General features: G+C 51.1%; 17 protein-coding genes. 12 read left to right on the top strand and 5 right to left on the bottom strand.

What is annotated here, in order from left to right; genetic code table 11:
* Window positions 1-168: 168 nt before the first annotated feature.
* The gene (radC, locus tag M975_RS19320) at window positions 169-846 is read right to left on the bottom strand and encodes a RadC family protein (RefSeq protein ID WP_064561571.1); all 678 of its coding nucleotides are present in this window, start codon (window positions 844-846) and stop codon (window positions 169-171) included.
* Window positions 847-1,010: 164 nt separating this feature from the next.
* On the opposite strand from radC, the gene coaBC reads away from it, so the two are divergent.
* From coaBC to slmA, 3 genes are all read left to right on the top strand, one after another.
* Complete coding sequence (gene coaBC, locus M975_RS19315; RefSeq protein ID WP_064561569.1) at window positions 1,011-2,222, top strand: bifunctional phosphopantothenoylcysteine decarboxylase/phosphopantothenate--cysteine ligase CoaBC; 1,212 nt, start codon at window positions 1,011-1,013, stop codon at window positions 2,220-2,222.
* On the top strand, window positions 2,200-2,658 hold the full coding sequence (gene dut, locus M975_RS19310) for a dUTP diphosphatase (RefSeq protein ID WP_064561497.1): 459 nt from the start codon (window positions 2,200-2,202) through the stop codon (window positions 2,656-2,658). Before coaBC ends, dut begins: the two co-directional genes overlap by 23 nt.
* A gap of 120 nt (window positions 2,659-2,778) precedes the next feature.
* A complete protein-coding gene (slmA, locus tag M975_RS19305; protein WP_064561496.1) occupies window positions 2,779-3,375 on the top strand; it encodes a nucleoid occlusion factor SlmA in 597 nt (198 codons plus the stop codon).
* A gap of 30 nt (window positions 3,376-3,405) precedes the next feature.
* On the opposite strand, the gene pyrE is transcribed toward slmA, so the two are convergent.
* Together pyrE and rph are read right to left on the bottom strand one after the other, a co-directional pair.
* The gene (gene pyrE / locus M975_RS19300) at window positions 3,406-4,047 is read right to left on the bottom strand and encodes an orotate phosphoribosyltransferase (protein ID WP_064561495.1); all 642 of its coding nucleotides are present in this window, start codon (window positions 4,045-4,047) and stop codon (window positions 3,406-3,408) included.
* 145 nt (window positions 4,048-4,192) lie between these two features.
* Window positions 4,193-4,909 carry a ribonuclease PH gene (rph, locus tag M975_RS19295; protein ID WP_034461471.1) on the bottom strand — a complete coding sequence of 239 codons (717 nt, stop codon included), beginning with the start codon at window positions 4,907-4,909 and terminating at the stop codon, window positions 4,193-4,195.
* A 124-nt stretch (window positions 4,910-5,033) separates the two neighbouring features.
* Here rph and M975_RS19290 point away from each other — a divergent pair, with 124 nt between their 5' ends.
* Both M975_RS19290 and M975_RS19285 read left to right on the top strand, forming a co-directional pair.
* Complete coding sequence (locus M975_RS19290) at window positions 5,034-5,897, top strand: YicC/YloC family endoribonuclease (protein ID WP_064561494.1); 864 nt, start codon at window positions 5,034-5,036, stop codon at window positions 5,895-5,897.
* A 235-nt stretch (window positions 5,898-6,132) separates the two neighbouring features.
* Window positions 6,133-6,750 (top strand): trimeric intracellular cation channel family protein, encoded by a 618-nt coding sequence (locus M975_RS19285; RefSeq protein ID WP_064561493.1) that lies wholly within the window; start codon window positions 6,133-6,135, stop codon window positions 6,748-6,750.
* On the opposite strand, the gene ligB is transcribed toward M975_RS19285, so the two are convergent.
* Complete coding sequence (gene ligB / locus M975_RS19280) at window positions 6,744-8,435, bottom strand: NAD-dependent DNA ligase LigB (protein ID WP_064561492.1); 1,692 nt, start codon at window positions 8,433-8,435, stop codon at window positions 6,744-6,746. The genes M975_RS19285 and ligB overlap by 7 nt on opposite strands.
* A 255-nt stretch (window positions 8,436-8,690) precedes the next feature.
* Here ligB and gmk point away from each other — a divergent pair, with 255 nt between their 5' ends.
* The 5 genes from gmk to recG are packed head-to-tail and all read left to right on the top strand — an operon-like array spanning window position 8,691 to window position 14,554.
* A complete protein-coding gene (gene gmk, locus M975_RS19275; protein ID WP_064561491.1) occupies window positions 8,691-9,314 on the top strand; it encodes a guanylate kinase in 624 nt (207 codons plus the stop codon).
* Window positions 9,315-9,368: 54 nt separating this feature from the next.
* Window positions 9,369-9,644 carry a DNA-directed RNA polymerase subunit omega gene (gene rpoZ / locus M975_RS19270; protein ID WP_034499980.1) on the top strand — a complete coding sequence of 92 codons (276 nt, stop codon included), beginning with the start codon at window positions 9,369-9,371 and terminating at the stop codon, window positions 9,642-9,644.
* A gap of 18 nt (window positions 9,645-9,662) precedes the next feature.
* Window positions 9,663-11,774, top strand: coding sequence for a bifunctional GTP diphosphokinase/guanosine-3',5'-bis pyrophosphate 3'-pyrophosphohydrolase (gene spoT / locus M975_RS19265; RefSeq protein WP_064561490.1), 2,112 nt, complete (start codon window positions 9,663-9,665; stop codon window positions 11,772-11,774).
* A 4-nt stretch (window positions 11,775-11,778) separates the two neighbouring features.
* Window positions 11,779-12,468 (top strand): tRNA (guanosine(18)-2'-O)-methyltransferase TrmH, encoded by a 690-nt coding sequence (gene trmH / locus M975_RS19260; protein WP_064561489.1) that lies wholly within the window; start codon window positions 11,779-11,781, stop codon window positions 12,466-12,468.
* A gap of 4 nt (window positions 12,469-12,472) precedes the next feature.
* On the top strand, window positions 12,473-14,554 hold the full coding sequence (recG, locus tag M975_RS19255; RefSeq protein ID WP_064561488.1) for an ATP-dependent DNA helicase RecG: 2,082 nt from the start codon (window positions 12,473-12,475) through the stop codon (window positions 14,552-14,554).
* A gap of 4 nt (window positions 14,555-14,558) precedes the next feature.
* Here the strand turns inward: recG and gltS are convergent, their stop codons facing one another.
* Entirely contained in the window at window positions 14,559-15,761 is a 1,203-nt protein-coding gene (gene gltS, locus M975_RS19250; RefSeq protein ID WP_064561487.1) for a sodium/glutamate symporter, read from the bottom strand.
* 229 nt (window positions 15,762-15,990) lie between these two features.
* Between gltS and M975_RS19245 the strand changes: the two genes are divergently transcribed.
* Window positions 15,991-17,382, top strand: a complete 1,392-nt coding sequence (locus M975_RS19245; protein ID WP_064561486.1) for a nucleobase:cation symporter-2 family protein — start codon at window positions 15,991-15,993, stop codon at window positions 17,380-17,382.
* A 125-nt stretch (window positions 17,383-17,507) separates the two neighbouring features.
* Window positions 17,508-19,190 carry an AsmA family protein gene (locus M975_RS19240; RefSeq protein WP_064561485.1) on the top strand — a complete coding sequence of 561 codons (1,683 nt, stop codon included), beginning with the start codon at window positions 17,508-17,510 and terminating at the stop codon, window positions 19,188-19,190.
* Window positions 19,191-19,196: the final 6 nt, after the last annotated feature.

Below are 19,196 nucleotides of genomic sequence, written 5' to 3'. Positions count from 1 at the left end.
GCGCCTCGTCAGGCCGCAAGCCTGGTCCCTGGCGGTTCAATGTGAACCACAGTTCCAGGCGCATAATGCCAAAACCCGAGATTCTCAAAGGTGGCGTAGTATACGCTGCCTAACGCATGTGCTCAAGTCCCGAACAGACAAAGATCCCCAAGGATCGCGCAATTCGTCTTAAATCCACCCACGTTCGGCAAAAGAAACGTACTCTCCACGGCCAATAACAAGGTGATCGAGCACTCGAATTTCCATAAACAGGCAAGCTTTTACGATACGCTCAGTAATAACACGATCAGCTTTACTCGGTTCTGCTCGACCAGACGGGTGATTATGCGCGAGTATTAGTGCCGCTGCATTGCATTTCATCGCTTCACGCACAATTTCTCTCGGATGAACCTCAACATGGTTCAATGTTCCCGAAAACATAGGGCAATGTTTAATCACCCGATGCTGATTATCCAAAAAAATAACCATAAAGATCTCACGCTCTGCTGTGGTCAGTTGGCTTTGGATGAAATCCCTTACAGAATCAGGCTCATTGAGTGTTAATTCCTCAACGCCACGCGAATAGTAATAACGCCTCGCCAACTCAGCTATGGCGTTCAACTGGGTGTATTTAGCGTTCCCAATGCCCTTCACATCTTTGAATTGTGAATAATCTGCCGACAATAGTCGACTTAACGAGCCAAACTGCTGCAGCAAACTTTGCGCAAAGCTCAGTACATTCATATGTCTGCGACCAGTGCGTAAAAAAAGCGCCAGTAATTCCACATCAGATAATGAGCTAGCCCCAAATTTCAAAAGCTTTTCTCGCGGCATTTCTACTTTGACTTGTCTCAATGACCCATCCATCAGAACCTCCATGCTCTTGTTTGTCCTGATTGTGCACAACTCGAGCCATACATACGACACGCAAATATTCTCCATGCGGGATGCCTCGCAAACAGCAAAAAGTCGATACCGAATGAGTGTGGTAAAATAGCCAGATGACTGTGACTTCTGGTGGGAAAATCATGATGGGGCTTTCTGGCAAAAAAATTGTTCTGGGTGTGAGCGGCGGTATCGCGGCGTATAAAACACCTGAACTGGTACGCCGTCTGCGCGAACGCGGCGCTGAGGTTCGGGTGGTAATGACAGAGGCTGCCAAAGCTTTTATTACACCTCTTAGTTTACAAGCCGTGTCCGGTTATCCAGTGTCAGACAGCTTGTTAGATCCCGCAGCAGAAGCAGCGATGGGCCATATTGAATTAGGGAAATGGGCCGATTTAGTTATCCTCGCCCCCGCGACGGCAGATTTAATTGCCCGCATTGCCGCAGGTATGGCTAACGACCTGGTGAGCACGATTTGCCTTGCGACTCCGGCCCCTGTTGCTGTCTTGCCCGCCATGAACCAACAAATGTATCGGGCAATAGCAACTCAGCACAATCTTGAAGTTCTCTCATCACGCGGTTTGTTGATGTGGGGGCCCGATAGCGGCAGCCAGGCCTGTGGCGATGTGGGTCCAGGCCGTATGCTTGACCCGTTAACGATTGTGGAAATGGCCGTCCAACATTTTAGTGTCATCAAAGACCTGCAACATCTTAACGTTATGATTACTGCGGGCCCGACCCGCGAACGTCTGGACCCGGTACGGTATATCACCAACGATAGTTCGGGGAAAATGGGCTATGCGATCGCAGCTGCAGCTGCAGCGCGTGGTGCTAACGTGACATTAATTTCAGGGCCCGTGTCCTTGCCAACACCGCCATGGGTGAACCGCATTGATGTCACCACGGCTCTGGAAATGGAAGCGGCAGTTCAACAACACGTCCAGGAACAACACATTTTCGTTGGCTGTGCGGCTGTTGCAGACTATCGTGCCGCTGCGGTTGCAGGCGAGAAAATCAAAAAGCAAGGCGATGAAATCACAATAAAAATGATAAAAAACCCGGATATTGTTGCCGGTGTCGCAGCACTTTTAGCTCATCGCCCTTATGTTGTTGGGTTTGCCGCCGAAACAAATAATGTGGAAGAATACGCCAGGCAAAAACGCGTAAGTAAAAACCTCGATCTGATTTGTGCGAACGATGTCTCACAAGCAGGCCAGGGATTTAACAGCGAAAACAATGCATTGCACCTTTTCTGGCAGGATGGAGATAAAGTCTTACCTCTTGAGCGTAAGGAACTCCTTGGCCATCTTTTACTGAACGAGATAGTTACCCGTTATGATGAAAAAAATCGACGTTAAGATTCTGGACCCACGCGTTGGCCAACAGTTCCCACTGCCGACTTATGCAACTTCCGGCTCTGCGGGCCTTGACCTGCGTGCATGCCTGGATGACGCCGTAGAGCTTGCCCCAGGCGTAACGAAGCTGATTCCAACCGGGCTTGCTATCCATATCGCCGATCCGTCTCTGGCGGCAGTCATTCTGCCTCGTTCAGGTCTCGGTCATAAGCATGGCGTAGTATTAGGCAATCTTATTGGGCTGATAGACTCCGATTACCAGGGCCAGTTAATGGTTTCTGTCTGGAACCGCGGGCAAGACCACTTCACTATTGAGCCGGGCGAGCGCATTGCACAAATGGTGTTTGTGCCTGTCGTGCAGGCGGAATTCAACCTGGTTGAAGATTTCGACTCCAGTGACCGTGGCGAAGGCGGTTTCGGCCATTCTGGCCGCCAGTAACTTCGTTTATAAACGTAACCCCACAGCGTAAAAAATGTGAAAAAATCGCAAACTTCAAGTTTGCGAGCGCTGTGTGGCTACTTGCCTGACAAGTGCGTTATTTCAGGGGTATTTTAGAACATGGCAGAAAAACAAACTGCGAAACGGAATCGTCGCGAAGAAATACTTCAGTCTCTGGCCCAAATGCTTGAATCCAGCGATGGAAGCCAACGAATTACAACCGCCAAACTTGCGGCGACTGTTGGCGTTTCCGAAGCGGCACTTTATCGACATTTTCCAAGCAAAACGAAAATGTTCGATAGCCTTATCGAGTTCATTGAAGACAGCCTGATTACCCGTATCAACCTTATTTTGAAAGATGAGAAAGATACCCACGCCCGGTTACGTTTGATTGTTCTTCTGATTCTTGGTTTTGGCGAACGCAACCCTGGCCTTACTCGTATCCTCACAGGCCATGCGCTGATGTTTGAACAAGACCGTCTGCAAGGTCGCATCAATCAGCTCTTTGAGCGTATTGAAGTGCAAATGCGCCAGGTCATGCGTGAAAAGAAAATGCGTGAAGGCGAAGGTTTTATTACCGATGAGTCACTGCTGGCAAGCCAACTTCTGGCGTTCTGTGAAGGGACGTTGTCGCGTTTTGTTCGTAGCGAATTCCGCTATCTGCCTACCGAGGATTTTGATACCCGTTGGCCGCTGGTTGCCTCACAACTTCAGTAATTGAAAAGGGCCTTTGAAAGGCCCTTTTTCTTACACGCCGTACTGAGTACGGTATTCCTGCACGGCAGCCAGATGCACGGCCATTTCAGGTTTTTCTTCCAGATATTCAACCAGGTCTTTCAACGTGATGATGGAAATCACTTTGCACTGATAATCACGCTCAACTTCCTGAATGGCTGAGATTTCGGCACGGCCACGTTCCTGGCGATCCAGTGAAATTAACACGCCAGCCAGTGATGCATTGTTGGCTGCAATGATTTCCATTGATTCACGGATTGCCGTACCGGCAGTGATAACATCATCCACCAGCATCACACGCCCTTGCAGCGTGCTACCAACGAGACTTCCGCCTTCACCGTGATCTTTTGCTTCTTTGCGGTTGAAGCAATATGGCACATCACGCTCGTGATGTTCAGCCAACGCAACGGCGGTCGTCGTCGCAATGGGGATACCTTTGTAAGCCGGCCCAAACAGCAAATCGAAATCAATACCGGAATCCATTAACGCGGCGGCATAAAAACGGCCCAACAGTGCCAGATCACGCCCGGTATTGAACAGCCCGGCATTGAAGAAATATGGGCTGGTACGCCCCGATTTCAGCGTGAACTCTCCAAACTTAAGTACCTGCTTGTTAAGCGCAAACTCAATAAACTGGCGCTGATACGGTTTCATGGATTTGCTCCTTTGCATTTCATTTAAATATTTACCCAAAATAATCCGAGTGGCATCACGTCGACAAGAGAGCGAATGCAGCCAACAAAGATGCAGCTTGAAGTATGACGGGTATAAAAAAGGCGACTCTCAGAGTCGCCTAAAATTAATTTTCTAACGCCGCCTTCTGCGCCGTTACGATTGATTCAATTCCCCCTCGCGCCAACGCCAGTAGCGCCAGTAACTCTTCATGGGTGAACGGCTCGCCTTCGGCGGTGCCCTGAACCTCGATCATTCGGCCATCTTCCATCATCACGACATTCATGTCGGTTTCTGCAGCAGAATCTTCAACATACTCAAGATCGCAAACAGCAGCGCCATTAACAATCCCGACGGATACTGCAGCGACCATCCCTTTCATCGGGTTGGTTTTCAGCTTACCTGCAGCAACCAGTTTATTCAGCGCATCAGCCAGCGCAACACATGCACCGGTAATAGACGCGGTACGAGTACCGCCGTCAGCCTGCAAAACATCGCAGTCCAGCGTGATGGTGTATTCACCGAGAACTTTCAAATCTACTGCTGCGCGAAGCGAGCGAGCAATCAGGCGTTGAATCTCAAGAGTACGACCGCCTTGCTTACCTTTTGCTGCTTCACGGAAGTTACGCGTATGAGTTGCACGAGGCAACATACCGTATTCTGCAGTGATCCAACCCTGGCCCTGTCCTTTCAGAAAACGCGGAACGCCTTCTTCAACAGTGGCGGTGCAAAGCACTTTGGTATCGCCGAACTCGACCAGCACGGAGCCTTCTGCGTGTTTGGTGTAATTACGGGTCAGGGTGACTGGGCGCACTTGTTCGGCGCTACGACCTGATGGACGCATGGGGTTATCTCCGGCTAAAACGAATGTGGCTGCGCATTATACGGACTTCGCTCGCTTATTCCTATCCTGCCAGGGCAGGCATGGCTATAATCCCCACATCTATTACGCAATACGGTTACGAAATATGATCCGCAGTATGACCGCTTATGCCCGACGTGAAGTAAAAGGCGAATGGGGCAGCGCCTCCTGGGAGTTACGTTCGGTAAACCAACGTTATCTCGAGACTTACATTCGCATGCCAGAGCAGTTCCGTAGCCTCGAACCCGTGGCACGCGAGCGTATTCGCACCCGTTTAACACGCGGAAAAATCGAATGTAATCTGCGTTTTGAACCTGATGCCCGCTCCCAAAGTTCTTTGCTGCTCAATGAAAAACTGGCTAAACAGCTGGTAGAAGCGGCCAACTGGGTCAAAATGCAAAGTGATGAAGGCGAAATCAACCCGGTTGATATTTTGCGCTGGCCTGGTGTGATGTCCGCACAAGAACAAGATTTAGACGCCATTACCGCTGAAATCCTTGCCGCACTTGATGGGGCGCTGGACGACTTTATTGTTGCCCGCGAAACCGAAGGCGAAGCGCTGAAAGCAATGATTGAGCAACGCCTGCAAGGTGTGAGCGCTGAAGTCATCAATGTTCGTGCACAGATGCCTGAAGTTTTGAAATGGCAGCGCGAGCGTCTGGTTGCAAAACTGGAAGATGCCCAAGTTCAGCTTGAAAATAATCGCCTTGAGCAAGAGTTAGTGTTGATGGCGCAGCGTGTCGATGTTGCTGAAGAGCTGGATCGCCTGGAAGCGCACGTCAAAGAGACATACAACATTCTGAAGAAAAAAGAAGCTGTTGGCCGCCGCCTCGACTTTATGATGCAAGAATTCAACCGCGAGTCGAATACCCTTGCCTCAAAATCTATCAATTCAGATGTCACCAATTCAGCGATTGAACTGAAAGTGCTGATTGAACAGATGCGTGAGCAGATTCAGAACATCGAGTGATGTTCACATTGTCTTTCTAAGCCCGCACTATGCGGGCTTTGTCATTTAAACGACCTAATCCATCAATTTAAATAATCCACTTTAAATACATAAACCACAGAAAACCCCTATCTCACTGCTAAAAAACACGATTACGCATTAGTAAATGTAATCAAAACCGCTTCGCTTTAAAAAAACTCAATCGTGACATTGTTCACAAAACGTTACCCTCTCAGCGTTTCCACTGGAGGTATCAATGCTATTACACATTCTTTATTTGGTCGGGATTACCGCCGAAGCAATGACCGGCGCACTCGCTGCAGGCCGCCGCCGCATGGATACTTTCGGTGTCATCATTATTGCGACAGCTACTGCACTTGGCGGTGGGTCTGTGCGTGACATTCTGCTTGGGCACTACCCGTTAGGCTGGGTGAAACACCCTGAATACGTCGTGATTGTGGCCGTTGCCGCTGTACTCACCACCGTGTTTGCTCCTGTGATGCCTCATCTGCGCCGCCTTTTCCTGGTTCTCGACGCGCTTGGATTGGTTGTTTTCTCTATCATCGGTGCACAAATCGCCTTGGATATGGGTGAAGGCCCAATCATCGCCATTATTGCAGCCGTAGTGACCGGCGTATTTGGTGGTGTCCTGCGCGATATGTTCTGTAAACGTATCCCACTGGTTTTCCAGAAAGAGCTATATGCGGGCATCGCTTTCGCCGCAGCAGTGCTTTACATTGTTTTGCAGCACTATGTTTCGAACCAGGACGTGGTGATCATTTCCACACTTATCTTTGGATTCACTACGCGCTTACTGGCATTACGCCTGCGCCTTGGGTTGCCTGTGTTTCATTACAAACATGCCGATCACTGATCGATAAACCCCTGAATTCCTTGCTGCGCAAGGAAAGTCGCTAACGCAGCAATTTGGGGGTTATTCACAAACTCGACCAACTTTTTAGCTCTCCCAGCCCCAATTCCCGGTAGTTTTTGCCAGCTAAGCTCATCCCGCGCGACTAAATGCGACCACTGTGAATCTGGCAGTGTGCTGAATACTGCCCTTGGTAGCGGTAAACCAAATGCCATCAACCACTGGCTGAACGGTTGTTGCCGGGCCTGGGTAAATTGCTGCCATAAATGCGCTACCCGGGCCGCAGAAATACCACCTATTTGAGACAACTCCCCCTGCGTTAGCGTGAGCCACGAAAAGATGTGCGCCAGATGGAGGTGCTGTTGAAGTTGCTGCCAGGAACGCAAGCTCACGCCATTGATATTCAACACAGACGGGGAGCTCAACCAGGCAAGCCGGGCGATAAACTGCTCGCGGCACCGCTCTTCAAAATACAGGCAGCTCAATGGGGTGAGCGTTTTCTCCTCAGGAGGTTGCGGTTTATTTCTCTGGCTGACTCGCCATACCACCTCATCCATACGTGGAATTCCCTGCCCCGCGAGACTCACCAGGACTTGATCACCAGAAACAACATCCAGGTTTTGCCAACGCTTAACCGAACCGATGCTCACGCGTTTTATCTGTTTATCATCTATTTGTAAGGGAACCAGGTTAAGGACAACAGCAACCTTTCCCGTACGCCCAACCGTAAACTCAATGCTTTTCACTTCAGCAAGTTGTTGGGCTGGTGAGAACTTCCATGCAATCACCCATGTCGCACTCCCAGGAAGCCAATATTTCCCAGGGGGCTCTGCTGCTTCACGGATAACAATGCCATCTGTCACAAAGGGCAGGGGTGACATAAACCAGGACTCCCGCAGCGAGGCTATTTCGTCCACAGACTTAACGGGCTTTGACCAGCTTTTAGTCAGCGGGAAGCCCGCCTGTGCAAGCACGTCCAACTTCTGGCTCATTTCGGCAGGGCCATCTGGCCAGGCCCATATGAATACCCCCAACTCATTGAGCAATTCGGGATCGCCCTGGCGCATCATGGCACCCGCAACTTTTCCTCTGGCGTTAATTCCACCCATAACGTTCTGGACGTGGTTATCTCTTTTCCAAAAAAGCTCTCCCTGTAATACGCTATTGGCCAGCGGCCCTGACAGCGTTTTAGGGATGGCAGGAATCATTTTGGCTTTTGCTGACCAGTCTTGCCCTTTCTGACCATCGCCACGACTCAGGAATCCGGCCAGATGCCCCTGCCTGTATACCAACGTCACCGCGACGCCATCAACTTTAGGTTGTACCCAAAGATCGGTTTTACCTTTTATCCACTGCATAACGGCTGCCCGGTCGGGGAGTTTAGTCACACCAGTATGAGCAATCGGGTGCAGCGCTTTTCCCTGTGTCGAAAGTTGGGGCTGCTGCAGTTCTTCCCCCGGGGTAAAACAATGTTGCCATTCGTTGAACTGCGCGCGCAGGGCATCGTATGTCGTGTCACTGACGGTACTGACGCCTTGCTGGTAGTAAGAGCGATCCCATTGCGTAAGTTTCTCATCCAATTTCTCCATCTCCTGCCGGGCTTGAACAGACGACCAGGCCGGGCACGTCGCCGACGCCATTGCGCTGAGCATTCCCAGCAACCCTATAAGCTTTGTTACCCACCTCATAAATGCCTCCATTTCAAACGAATAGAGGTATAACGCCTGGCTGTGAGCAATACGAATGGAGATTAAAGCGCGTGCGGGACACCTTCAGAGACTTTTACTTTGTTGCAGAAACTGGGCGCATTCTTTGGAAAGCATTGCGCAAAATGGCAGAAATATTGCTGGGGAGTGCGACAAATTCTCCGTGAGTCGCAGACGACGTGTATAATAGGCTCGCATACGCTCTTCTTTTTATGCTTACCGAATAAGTTAGAACTCATGGCTCAAGGCACGCTTTATATCGTTTCCGCTCCAAGTGGCGCGGGGAAATCCAGCCTCATCCAGGCTTTGTTAAAAACACAACCGCTGTACGACACGCAGGTTTCTATCTCCCATACCACTCGTGGTATTCGCCCGGGAGAGAAACATGGTGAACACTATTTCTTTGTAGAAAAGGAAGAGTTCAGGCAGATGATTGCTGAAGACGCATTCCTGGAACACGCTGAAGTGTTTGGCAATTACTATGGCACTTCACGCCATGCCATTGAACAAGTTCTGGCTACAGGTGTGGATGTGTTTTTGGATATTGACTGGCAAGGTGCGAAGCAGATTCGTCAGAAAATGCCGCACGCCCGCAGTATTTTTATCCTGCCGCCGTCAAAAGACGAGCTTGATCGTCGCCTTCGTGGCCGTGGGCAAGACAGTGAAGAAGTTATCACTAAGCGAATGGAGCAAGCTGTTGCAGAAATGAGCCATTACGCGGAATATGACTATTTAATCGTCAACGACGATTTTGACACCGCACTGTCAGATTTAAAAATTATCATTCGTGCCGAGCGTCTACGAATGGGTCGCCAAAAAGCGCGACATGACGCTTTAATCAGCAAACTATTGGCAGACTGAGCCCAGTTTCAGTATCATGCCCAGTCATTTCTTCATCTGTGGAGCATTTTAATTATGGCACGCGTAACTGTTCAGGACGCTGTTGAGAAAATTGGTAACCGTTTTGACCTGGTTCTGGTCGCCGCACGTCGCGCTCGTCAGATGCAAACTGGTGGTAAAGATCCACTGGTCGCTGAAGAAAACGATAAAACGACTGTAATCGCACTGCGCGAAATCGAAGAAGGGTTGATTACCAACCAAATTCTCGATGTTCGTGATCGCCAGGAACAGCAAGAGCAGGAAGCCGCAGAACTGCAGGCTGTTACCGCTATTGCTGAAGGTCGTCGTTAATTAGCCTGCGGGTAGCCCTTGTATCTGTTTGAAAGTCTGAATCAACTGATTCAACAATACTTGCCCGAGGAGCAGATAAAGCGACTTCGGCAAGCATACCTTGTTGCGCGTGATGCTCACGAGGGGCAAGCACGTTCAAGTGGTGAACCCTATATCACCCATCCCGTAGCGGTTGCCTGCATTCTGGCCGAGATGAAACTCGACTATGAAACGCTTATGGCGGCGCTACTGCATGATGTGATTGAAGACACCCCTGCCACCTACCAGGATATGGAACAACTGTTTGGCAAAAGCGTTGCCGAACTGGTGGAAGGGGTATCTAAGCTCGACAAGCTGAAATTCCGCGATAAGAAAGAAGCTCAGGCTGAAAACTTCCGCAAAATGATCATGGCGATGGTGCAAGACATCCGCGTCATTCTGATCAAACTCGCCGACCGCACGCATAACATGCGCACTCTCGGGGCGTTGCGCCCTGATAAACGTCGCCGCATTGCTCGCGAAACCCTCGAAATTTATAGCCCTCTGGCGCACCGTCTCGGTATTCACCACCTGAAAACCGAACTGGAAGAGCTGGGCTTTGAAGCGCTTTACCCGAACCGTTACCGCGTTATTAAAGAAGTGGTTAAAGCGGCGCGTGGTAACCGTAAAGAGATGATTCAAAAAATTCTCTCTGAAATCGACGGGCGTTTACAAGAAGCGGGCATTCCTTGCCGCGTCAGTGGTCGCGAAAAACACCTTTATTCCATCTACTGCAAAATGACGCTCAAAGAACAGCGTTTCCACTCGATTATGGATATCTACGCTTTCCGCGTAATTGTTCACGACATGGATACCTGTTACCGCGTTCTTGGGCAGATGCATAGCCTCTACAAGCCACGTCCGGGGCGGGTTAAAGACTATATCGCCATTCCAAAAGCGAACGGATATCAGTCCCTGCATACTTCAATGATTGGCCCACACGGCGTGCCGGTTGAAGTGCAAATCCGTACCGAAGATATGGACCAGATGGCAGAAATGGGTGTTGCCGCTCACTGGGCTTATAAAGAGCAAGGTGAAAGTGGCACTACCGCGCAAATCCGCGCCCAGCGTTGGATGCAAAGCCTTCTGGAATTGCAGCAAAGCGCCGGTAGCTCATTTGAATTTATCGAGAGCGTAAAATCCGATCTGTTCCCGGATGAGATTTATGTTTTCACGCCTGAAGGGCGCATTGTCGAATTACCTGCAGGTGCGACACCTGTCGATTTCGCCTATGCCGTGCATACCGACATCGGCCACGCCTGTGTTGGCGCACGTGTCGACAGGCAACCCTATCCGCTGTCTCAGTCGCTCAGTAGCGGCCAGACAATCGAAATTATTACCGCACCGGGCGCTCGCCCGAATGCTGCCTGGCTGAACTTTGTGGTGAGCTCAAAAGCTCGCGCCAAAATCCGCCAGATGCTGAAAAACCTGAAGCGTGATGACTCGGTCAGCCTTGGCCGTCGTCTACTTAACCATGCTTTGGGTGGCAGTCGTAAACTCGCCGAGGTTCCACCAGAAAGCATTCAACGTGAGCTTGAGCGCATGAAGCTCGCCACACTTGATGATTTACTGGCTGAAATAGGCCTCGGTAACGCCATGAGCGTTGTTGTGGCCAAGAACCTGCAAGGTGAATCATCCGTGATTGCGCAGGGCAACACGCCTGCACACAGCCACTTGCCTATCAAAGGCGCTGATGGCGTGCTGATTACGTTTGCTAAGTGTTGCCGCCCTATTCCTGGCGACCCGATTGTCGCTCACGTCAGTCCTGGCAAAGGGCTGGTTATCCACCATGAGTCTTGCCGTAACATTCGTGGCTACCAGAAAGAAGCCGAGAAGTTTATGGCGGTGGAATGGGATAAAGAGACTGAGCAGGAATTTATCACTGAAATCAAAGTAGATATGTTCAACCATCAGGGCGCCCTGGCGAACCTGACAGCGGCTATCAACACCGCAGGCTCGAATATTCACAGTCTCAATACCGAAGAAAAAGATGGCCGCGTCTATAGCGCGTTTATCCGCATGTCTGCCCGCGATCGTGTGCATCTGGCCAACATTATGCGCAAAATTCGCGTAATGCCGGATGTCATTAAAGTTACCCGCAACAGAAACTAGTGTTATGAATCCTCAACGTTATGCGCGTATTTGCGAGATGCTTGCCAGGCGTCAGCCTGACTTGACCGTCTGCATGGAGCAAGTCCATAAACCTCATAACGTCTCGGCGATTATTCGCACCGCTGATGCGGTTGGCGTACATGAAGTCCACGCAGTCTGGCCGGGTAACAGAATGCGCACTATGGCTTCTGCTGCTGCGGGAAGTAACTCCTGGGTTGAAGTCAAAACGCATCGCAATATAGGCGATGCGGTTGGTCATCTGAAAAACAGCGGGATGCAAATCCTCGCCACCAACCTTTCTGATAAAGCCGTCGATTTCCGCGAAATTGATTACACCCGCCCGACCTGCATTTTGATGGGTCAGGAAAAAACCGGTATCACTCAAGAAGCTTTAGCGCTGGCAGACCAGGACATCATTATTCCGATGATCGGGATGGTGCAATCGCTCAATGTTTCTGTCGCATCCGCACTGATTCTTTATGAAGCGCAGCGACAGCGTCAGAATGCCGGGATGTATCAGCGCGAAAACAGCACTCTGCCAGAGTCAGAACAACAGCGCCTGCTGTTTGAAGGCGGCTACCCTGTACTGGCGCGCGTTTCCCGCCGTAAAGGTTTGCCCTACCCGCATGTGAATCAGCAAGGTGAGATAGAAGCTGATGCCGCATGGTGGGCCACAATGCAATCTGCGGAGTAGCTGGATGAAAGGTCGTTTGCTGGATGCCATACCGTTAAGCACGCTTGCCGGAGTCGGTGCCAGCCAGAGCGGCAAACTGGCCAAAATTGGCCTGTACACCATTCAGGATCTTCTTCTCCATCTGCCTCTTCGCTACGAAGACCGCACCCATCTCTACCCTATCAATGACCTGCTGCCAGGCGTTTACGCCACGGTGGAAGGTGAAGTGCTGAACTGCAATATCAGTTTTGGCCGCCGCCGTATGATGACCTGCCAGATTTCGGACGGCACCGGCATCCTGACGATGCGGTTTTTCAACTTCAACGCTGCAATGAAAAACAGCCTCGCGACCGGTAAACGCGTGCTTGCCTATGGCGAAGCAAAACGCGGGACGCACGGCGCGGAAATGATTCACCCGGAATACCGTATTCAGGGCGATCTCAGCACTCCTGAACTACAAGAAACGCTGACACCGGTTTACCCCACAACAGAAGGTATCCGCCAGGCAACATTGCGCAAACTGACCGACCAGGCGCTTGAGTTGCTGGATACCTGCGCTATTGCTGAATTGCTCCCGGCTGATTTGAGCAAGGGAATGATGAGCCTGCCGGAAGCATTGCGTACTTTGCATCGTCCACCGCCAAGCTTGCAGTTAGCCGATCTGGAAACAGGAAAGCACCCGGCTCAGCAGCGCTTAATCCTTGAAGAATTACTGGCGCATAACCTGAGCATGCTCGCGCTGCGTGCTGGTGCGCAGCGCTATCACGCATTACCTCTGCATAACCACGATGAGCTAAAAAACCGCCTGTTGGCAGCATTGCCGTTTAAACCAACGAATGCGCAAGAGCGGGTTGTGGCTGAAATCGAACATGATTTAGCACTGGATGTGCCGATGATGCGCCTGGTGCAGGGTGACGTTGGCTCAGGAAAAACGCTGGTTGCCGCCCTCGCCGCCCTCCGTGCGATTGCCCATGGCAAACAAGTGGGGTTGATGGCACCAACGGAATTGCTCGCCGAGCAGCATGCTAATAACTTCCGCCAGTGGTTTGCGCCGCTCGGAATTGAAGTGGGCTGGCTTGCAGGAAAGCAGAAAGGCAAAGCGCGTATCGCTCAACAAGACGCCATCGCCAGCGGCCAGGTGTCGATGGTGGTGGGAACGCACGCGATCTTCCAGGAACAGGTGCAGTTCTCGCAATTAGCGCTGGTCATCATTGATGAACAACATCGTTTTGGCGTCCACCAGCGGCTGGCACTGTGGGAAAAAGGCCAAATTCAAGGGTTCCACCCGCATCAGTTAATCATGACTGCGACGCCAATTCCGCGCACGCTGGCCATGACGGCTTATGCCGATCTGGATACCTCCACAATCGACGAACTCCCGCCAGGCCGTACACCGGTTACCACCGTCGCCATTCAGGACTCGCGCCGCAGCGATATTATCGAGCGGGTACGGGGTGCCTGTAGCGACGAAGGCCGCCAGGCATACTGGGTTTGTACGCTGATTGAAGAGTCTGAGTTGCTTGAAGCACAGGCAGCAGAAGTCACATGGGATGAGCTGAAAGTCGCCTTGCCGAACCTGAATGTCGGCCTGGTTCACGGCCGTATGAAGCCGCAAGAGAAGCAGGCGGTGATGCAGGCGTTCAAAGAGGGTTCAATTCACCTGCTGGTTGCGACCACCGTCATTGAAGTCGGCGTGGATGTGCCAAATGCCAGTCTGATGATTATCGAAAACCCTGAGCGTCTTGGTCTTGCGCAACTCCACCAGCTCCGTGGCCGTGTGGGCCGTGGTGCGGTCGCCTCTCACTGCGTGTTGCTTTATAAGTCGCCGCTCTCAAAAACCGCGCAGCTACGATTACAAGTGTTACGCGACAGCAACGATGGCTTTGTGATTGCGCAAAAAGATTTGGAAATTCGTGGGCCGGGGGAATTACTCGGCACGCGCCAGACGGGCAATGCGGAGTTTAAAGTGGCTGATTTGCTGCGCGATCAGGCGATGATCCCGGAAGTACAGCGCCTTGCGCGCCATATCCATGAACGCTATCCGGGACAGGCAACCGCGCTCATTGAACGCTGGATGCCTGAAACAGAACGCTATTCAAACGCCTGATAGCTTAGCCAAAGATTGGCAGCATCAGATACATTTTGATGACCAGCGCGTTGACGATATCAATAAAGAACGCGCCGACCATCGGCACCACCAGGAATGCCATGTGCGACGGGCCAAAACGCTCGGTAATCGCCTGCATATTGGCGATCGCCGTTGGTGTTGCCCCCAGGCCAAAACCACAATGCCCCGCAGCGAGTACCGCCGCATCGTAGTTTTTACCCATTAAGCGGTAAGTTACGAAAATCGCATACAACGCCATAAAGATGGTTTGCACGGTCAAAATTGCCAGCATCGGCAATGCCAGCGAAGCCAGTTCCCACAGCTTGAGGCTCATCAGCGCCATGGCGAGGAACAGCGATAAACAGACGTTCCCTAACACGGAAACCGCACGTTCAAATACCCGATAGAAGCCGAGCAGTGACATGGTGTTGCTGAGGATAACCCCAACAAATAACACGCAAACGAATGTCGGCAATTCAAAGCTGGTGCCTTGAATGAGATGGCCGACAAACTTACCCACCGTAAGGCAAATAGCAATCATCGCGATGGTTTCAATCAACACCATAGAGGTGATCATGCGCCCGACTGCTGGTTTCTCAAAAGCGGTTGGGTCAATGCTGTCTTCAGGTGTGCCATCAGGTGTAGATGAGTGTTTGACAAGATATCGTGCCACTGGCCCGCCAATCAAACCGCCCAGCACCAGACCAAAGGTTGCGCATGCCATAGCAACTTCGGTGGCATTCTGGAAACCATAACGTTCGGTGAACAGCTTACTCCAGGCTGCACCTGTGCCATGCCCGCCCGATAACGTAATTGAACCCGCCAGTAAACCCATTAACGGGTCAAGGCCCAACAGACTCGCCATACCAATACCGATGGCGTTTTGCATCACCAGCAAACCCACCACAACAACCAGGAAAATACCGACAACTTTGCCACCCGCTCGCAAGCTGGACAGGTTGGCGTTCAGACCGATTGTGGCAAAGAAGGCGAGCATCAAAGGATCTTTGAGGCTCATATCAAATTCAAATTCCCAGCCAATGCTCTTCTTGAGCACCAATAAGGCCAGAGCGATTAAGAGTCCACCCGCTACCGGTTCAGGGATAGTGTATTTTTTTAACAGCGGTATGGTGTGGACCATTTTGCGGCCCAGTAACAACACGAGAGTTGCGGCAACAAGCGTAGAAAGGGTGTCGAGATAAAACATAGAAGTGCTCCTGTTTGCGCATATTTCTCACAGACGCTTTTAATTATCCTTCACTGGAATTTCAGGGTTTAGAAAAGTCAGCAGCTGGATTTTAACCAAAAAACAGCTGAAAGTTATATAAAAAGCTCGTTATATACACTTTTTATCTTAGGAAATATGGTAAGCAAACGTTTGCTTTTACCATTCAGTCCGCTAAAATCACCGTCTTTTCACCCGGGGATAATTTCTAATGTCTGTTAATGTTGTTGAGTCTGAAGATGCGCAACCGATTGCTCAGGCTCGTTCCAGTGAGTTGATTTACCGCCTCGAGGATAGACCTCCTCTCCCACAAACACTTTTTGCTGCTGGCCAACATCTGTTAGCCATGTTTGTCGCGGTTATCACACCTGCAATGTTGATTTGCCAGGCACTGGGGCTCCCTGCTGAAGATACCCAACACATTATCAGTATGTCGTTGTTCGCATCAGGCGTGGCATCGATTATCCAGATTAAAGCCTGGGGCCCGGTTGGTTCTGGGCTTCTGTCCATTCAGGGCACCAGTTTTAACTTTGTCGCACCGCTGATCATGGGTGGTATGGCATTGAAAAATGGCGGGGCCGATGTCCCAACCATGATGGCGGCACTATTCGGCACGCTGATGCTGGCAAGTTGCACAGAAATGCTGTTATCTCGTTTCCTGCATCTGGCTCGGCGAATTATCACACCGCTGGTTTCTGGTGTGGTTGTCATGATTATAGGTCTTTCGTTGATTCAGGTTGGCCTGACGTCTATCGGCGGTGGTTACTCTGCCATGAGCGACCATACCTTTGGCGCACCGAAAAACTTGCTGCTGGCGGGAGCCGTGCTGCTGGTCATCATTTTGCTTAACCGTCAGCGTAATGCTTATTTACGCGTGGCTTCTCTGGTTATCGCGATGGCAGTAGGTTATGCGCTGGCCTGGGCAATGGACATGCTGCCAAATGTCGCGCCATCAACCAATACTGACCTGATTATGGTTCCAACACCGCTTTACTACGGTTTGGGCATTGACTGGAATCTGCTTGTCCCTCTGATGCTGGTCTTTATGGTGACCTCACTGGAAACCATTGGCGATATTACGGCAACATCTGACGTTTCCGAACAGCCGGTATCTGGCCCACTCTATATGAAGCGACTGAAAGGCGGCGTGCTGGCCAATGGGCTGAACTCCTGCGTTTCTGCGGTATTCAATACCTTCCCTAACTCCTGCTTCGGCCAGAACAACGGCGTTATTCAGCTCACCGGCGTTGCCAGCCGCTATGTCGGTTTTGTGGTAGCCCTGATGCTGATTGTGCTTGGCCTGTTCCCGGCGGTAAGCGGGTTTGTGCAACACATTCCTGAGCCCGTTTTGGGCGGCGCAACTATCGTGATGTTCGGTACCATCGCCGCATCCGGTGTGCGCATTGTCTCCCGTGAGCCACTGAATCGCCGGGCGATCATGATTATCGCGCTGTCCCTGGCTGTCGGTATGGGTGTGTCTCAGCAACCGCTGATTTTGCAGTTTGCGCCTGACTGGTTGAAAACCTTGCTCTCATCTGGCATTGCAGCTGGTGGTATCACCGCTATCGTTTTGAACCTGATTTTCCCGCCTGAAAAAAATTGATTTATCTCACGCGCTGGTTATTTGTTCTCATCAGCGCGTGTTACCCCTCCTGACAATCCCATCCTTGAGCTATAACGGTAAATGGGGCATAACACCCTTACCGAAACTTCATGGGATGGAAGACAATGAAATTTCTCGGAAAGCTCATCATTGCGTTATTGGTTGTCATACTTGTTGTGCTGATAGCCGCCTATTTTTTGCTGCAAACTCGCTGGGGAGCAGCCCAGATAAGCAGTTGGGTTAACGAAAAAAGTGATTATTCTTTCTCTTTTGAAGAGATGGATCACCGCTGGGCATCACCAACTCACCTCACGCTGACGAATGTCACATTTGGGCGTAAAGGCCAGCCAGCAACGCTTGTGGCGAAAAATATTGATATTGGGCTCAGCTCGCGCCAATTTTCGCAACCGATGCATGTCGATAAAATTCTACTGCAAGACGGAACGCTAAATATCAGCCCTGATGCTGCACCATTACCTTTCCAGGCCGACATGCTGCAATTGAGTGATATGGCAATAAACAGCCCAAATACCGGGTGGGAATTGCATGCTCAACGCGTCAACGGCGGCGTAATGCCATGGCAACCAAAGCAAGGGAAAGTGCTGGGGAGTACCGCCGATATCCAATTTAGCGCCGGTTCCATGACGCTGAACGGTGTTCCTGCCACCAATGTGCTGCTGCAAGGTGCGATCAACAACGAGCAAGTGACGCTCGCCACCATCGGCGCTGATATGGCGCGTGGCTCGCTCACCGGCAACGCAAACCGCCTGGCCGATGGATCGTGGCAAATCGGCAGTCTGCGTTTGAACGATATCCGTCTGCAAACAGACAAATCCATTACCGATTTCCTGGCGCCGCTTGCCACGGTTCCTTCTGTTAAAATTGATAACCTCGAAGTCACCGATGCGCGGCTGGAAGGTAAAAATTGGGCTGTTACTGATTTAGACCTGAGTTTGCGCAACCTGACGCTGGCAAACGGCGGGTGGCAAAGTGATGACGGGCGACTGTCGATGAATGCCAGTGATTTCATTATTGGCGCGTTGCAGCTAAATGACCCGATCGTGAATATCGATTTTGACCCGCAAACCGCAGTGCTACGCCAGTTCACTTCACGCTGGGAAAGAGGCATGGTGCGCGCCTCAGGCCAATGGCAACGCAACGAGAAAAAACTGGCGCTGGATGAGCTGGTTTTTGCCGGGCTTGAATATACGTTGCCTGCCGACTGGAAAACGCTTTGGCTGGAGCCTTTGCCAGCGTGGTTGAACACGGTGACGATTAAAAAGCTGTCGGCAAACCGTAATCTGATTATTGATATTGACCCAACCTTCCCGTTCCAGCTCACCGCATTAGATGGCACAGCGAACAATCTGGAACTGGTGCGCAATAGTCAGTGGGGGATCTGGAGTGGTGACGCCACCCTGAACGCATCAGCAGCCACGTTTAATCGCGTTGATGTTCGCCGCCCGTCTATTTCATTGAATGCCACGGATAACCAGATTTCGATTACTGAGTTGAGTGCTTTCTCAGGTGAAGGGATGCTGGAAGCAACGGGTGCTATTTCACAGGCACAGCAACGTAATGCAGCAATTAATCTGCGCGGGCGTGCGGTGCCAGTAAACTTGTTGCAGCAATGGGGATGGCCAGCTTTGCCGCTGCAAGGCAACGGCAATTTACAGCTTTCTGTAACCGGCAGCCTTGCGGCTCAAACACCGCTGAAACCGACGGTAAGCGGAACATTGCAGGCCACCAGCAGCGATGGAAAACAAGTGCAGCAGACCATGCAGAATGGGGAAATCCCCGGCACTTGAGTGCCG

Source organism: Buttiauxella brennerae ATCC 51605 (assembly GCF_001654925.1).
Taxonomy (GTDB): Bacteria; Pseudomonadota; Gammaproteobacteria; order Enterobacterales; family Enterobacteriaceae; genus Buttiauxella; species Buttiauxella brennerae.
The sequence above is the reverse complement of the archived record's forward strand: the minus strand, read 5'-3'. Positions and strand labels throughout refer to the sequence as shown.

Bases quoted from the DNA above. Each gene is read 5' to 3' on its own strand.
- radC (WP_064561571.1), bottom strand. From the start codon at position 846: ATGGATGGGTCATTGAGACAAGTCAAAGTAGAAATGCCGCGAGAAAAG.
- coaBC (WP_064561569.1), top strand. From the start codon at position 1,011: ATGGGGCTTTCTGGCAAAAAAATTGTTCTGGGTGTGAGCGGCGGTATC.
- dut (WP_064561497.1), top strand. From the start codon at position 2,200: ATGATGAAAAAAATCGACGTTAAGATTCTGGACCCACGCGTTGGCCAA.
- slmA (WP_064561496.1), top strand. From the start codon at position 2,779: ATGGCAGAAAAACAAACTGCGAAACGGAATCGTCGCGAAGAAATACTT.
- pyrE (WP_064561495.1), bottom strand. From the start codon at position 4,047: ATGAAACCGTATCAGCGCCAGTTTATTGAGTTTGCGCTTAACAAGCAG.
- rph (WP_034461471.1), bottom strand. From the start codon at position 4,909: ATGCGTCCATCAGGTCGTAGCGCCGAACAAGTGCGCCCAGTCACCCTG.
- M975_RS19290 (WP_064561494.1), top strand. From the start codon at position 5,034: ATGATCCGCAGTATGACCGCTTATGCCCGACGTGAAGTAAAAGGCGAA.
- M975_RS19285 (WP_064561493.1), top strand. From the start codon at position 6,133: ATGCTATTACACATTCTTTATTTGGTCGGGATTACCGCCGAAGCAATG.
- ligB (WP_064561492.1), bottom strand. From the start codon at position 8,435: ATGAGGTGGGTAACAAAGCTTATAGGGTTGCTGGGAATGCTCAGCGCA.
- gmk (WP_064561491.1), top strand. From the start codon at position 8,691: ATGGCTCAAGGCACGCTTTATATCGTTTCCGCTCCAAGTGGCGCGGGG.
- rpoZ (WP_034499980.1), top strand. From the start codon at position 9,369: ATGGCACGCGTAACTGTTCAGGACGCTGTTGAGAAAATTGGTAACCGT.
- trmH (WP_064561489.1), top strand. From the start codon at position 11,779: ATGAATCCTCAACGTTATGCGCGTATTTGCGAGATGCTTGCCAGGCGT.
- recG (WP_064561488.1), top strand. From the start codon at position 12,473: ATGAAAGGTCGTTTGCTGGATGCCATACCGTTAAGCACGCTTGCCGGA.
- gltS (WP_064561487.1), bottom strand. From the start codon at position 15,761: ATGTTTTATCTCGACACCCTTTCTACGCTTGTTGCCGCAACTCTCGTG.
- M975_RS19245 (WP_064561486.1), top strand. From the start codon at position 15,991: ATGTCTGTTAATGTTGTTGAGTCTGAAGATGCGCAACCGATTGCTCAG.
- M975_RS19240 (WP_064561485.1), top strand. From the start codon at position 17,508: ATGAAATTTCTCGGAAAGCTCATCATTGCGTTATTGGTTGTCATACTT.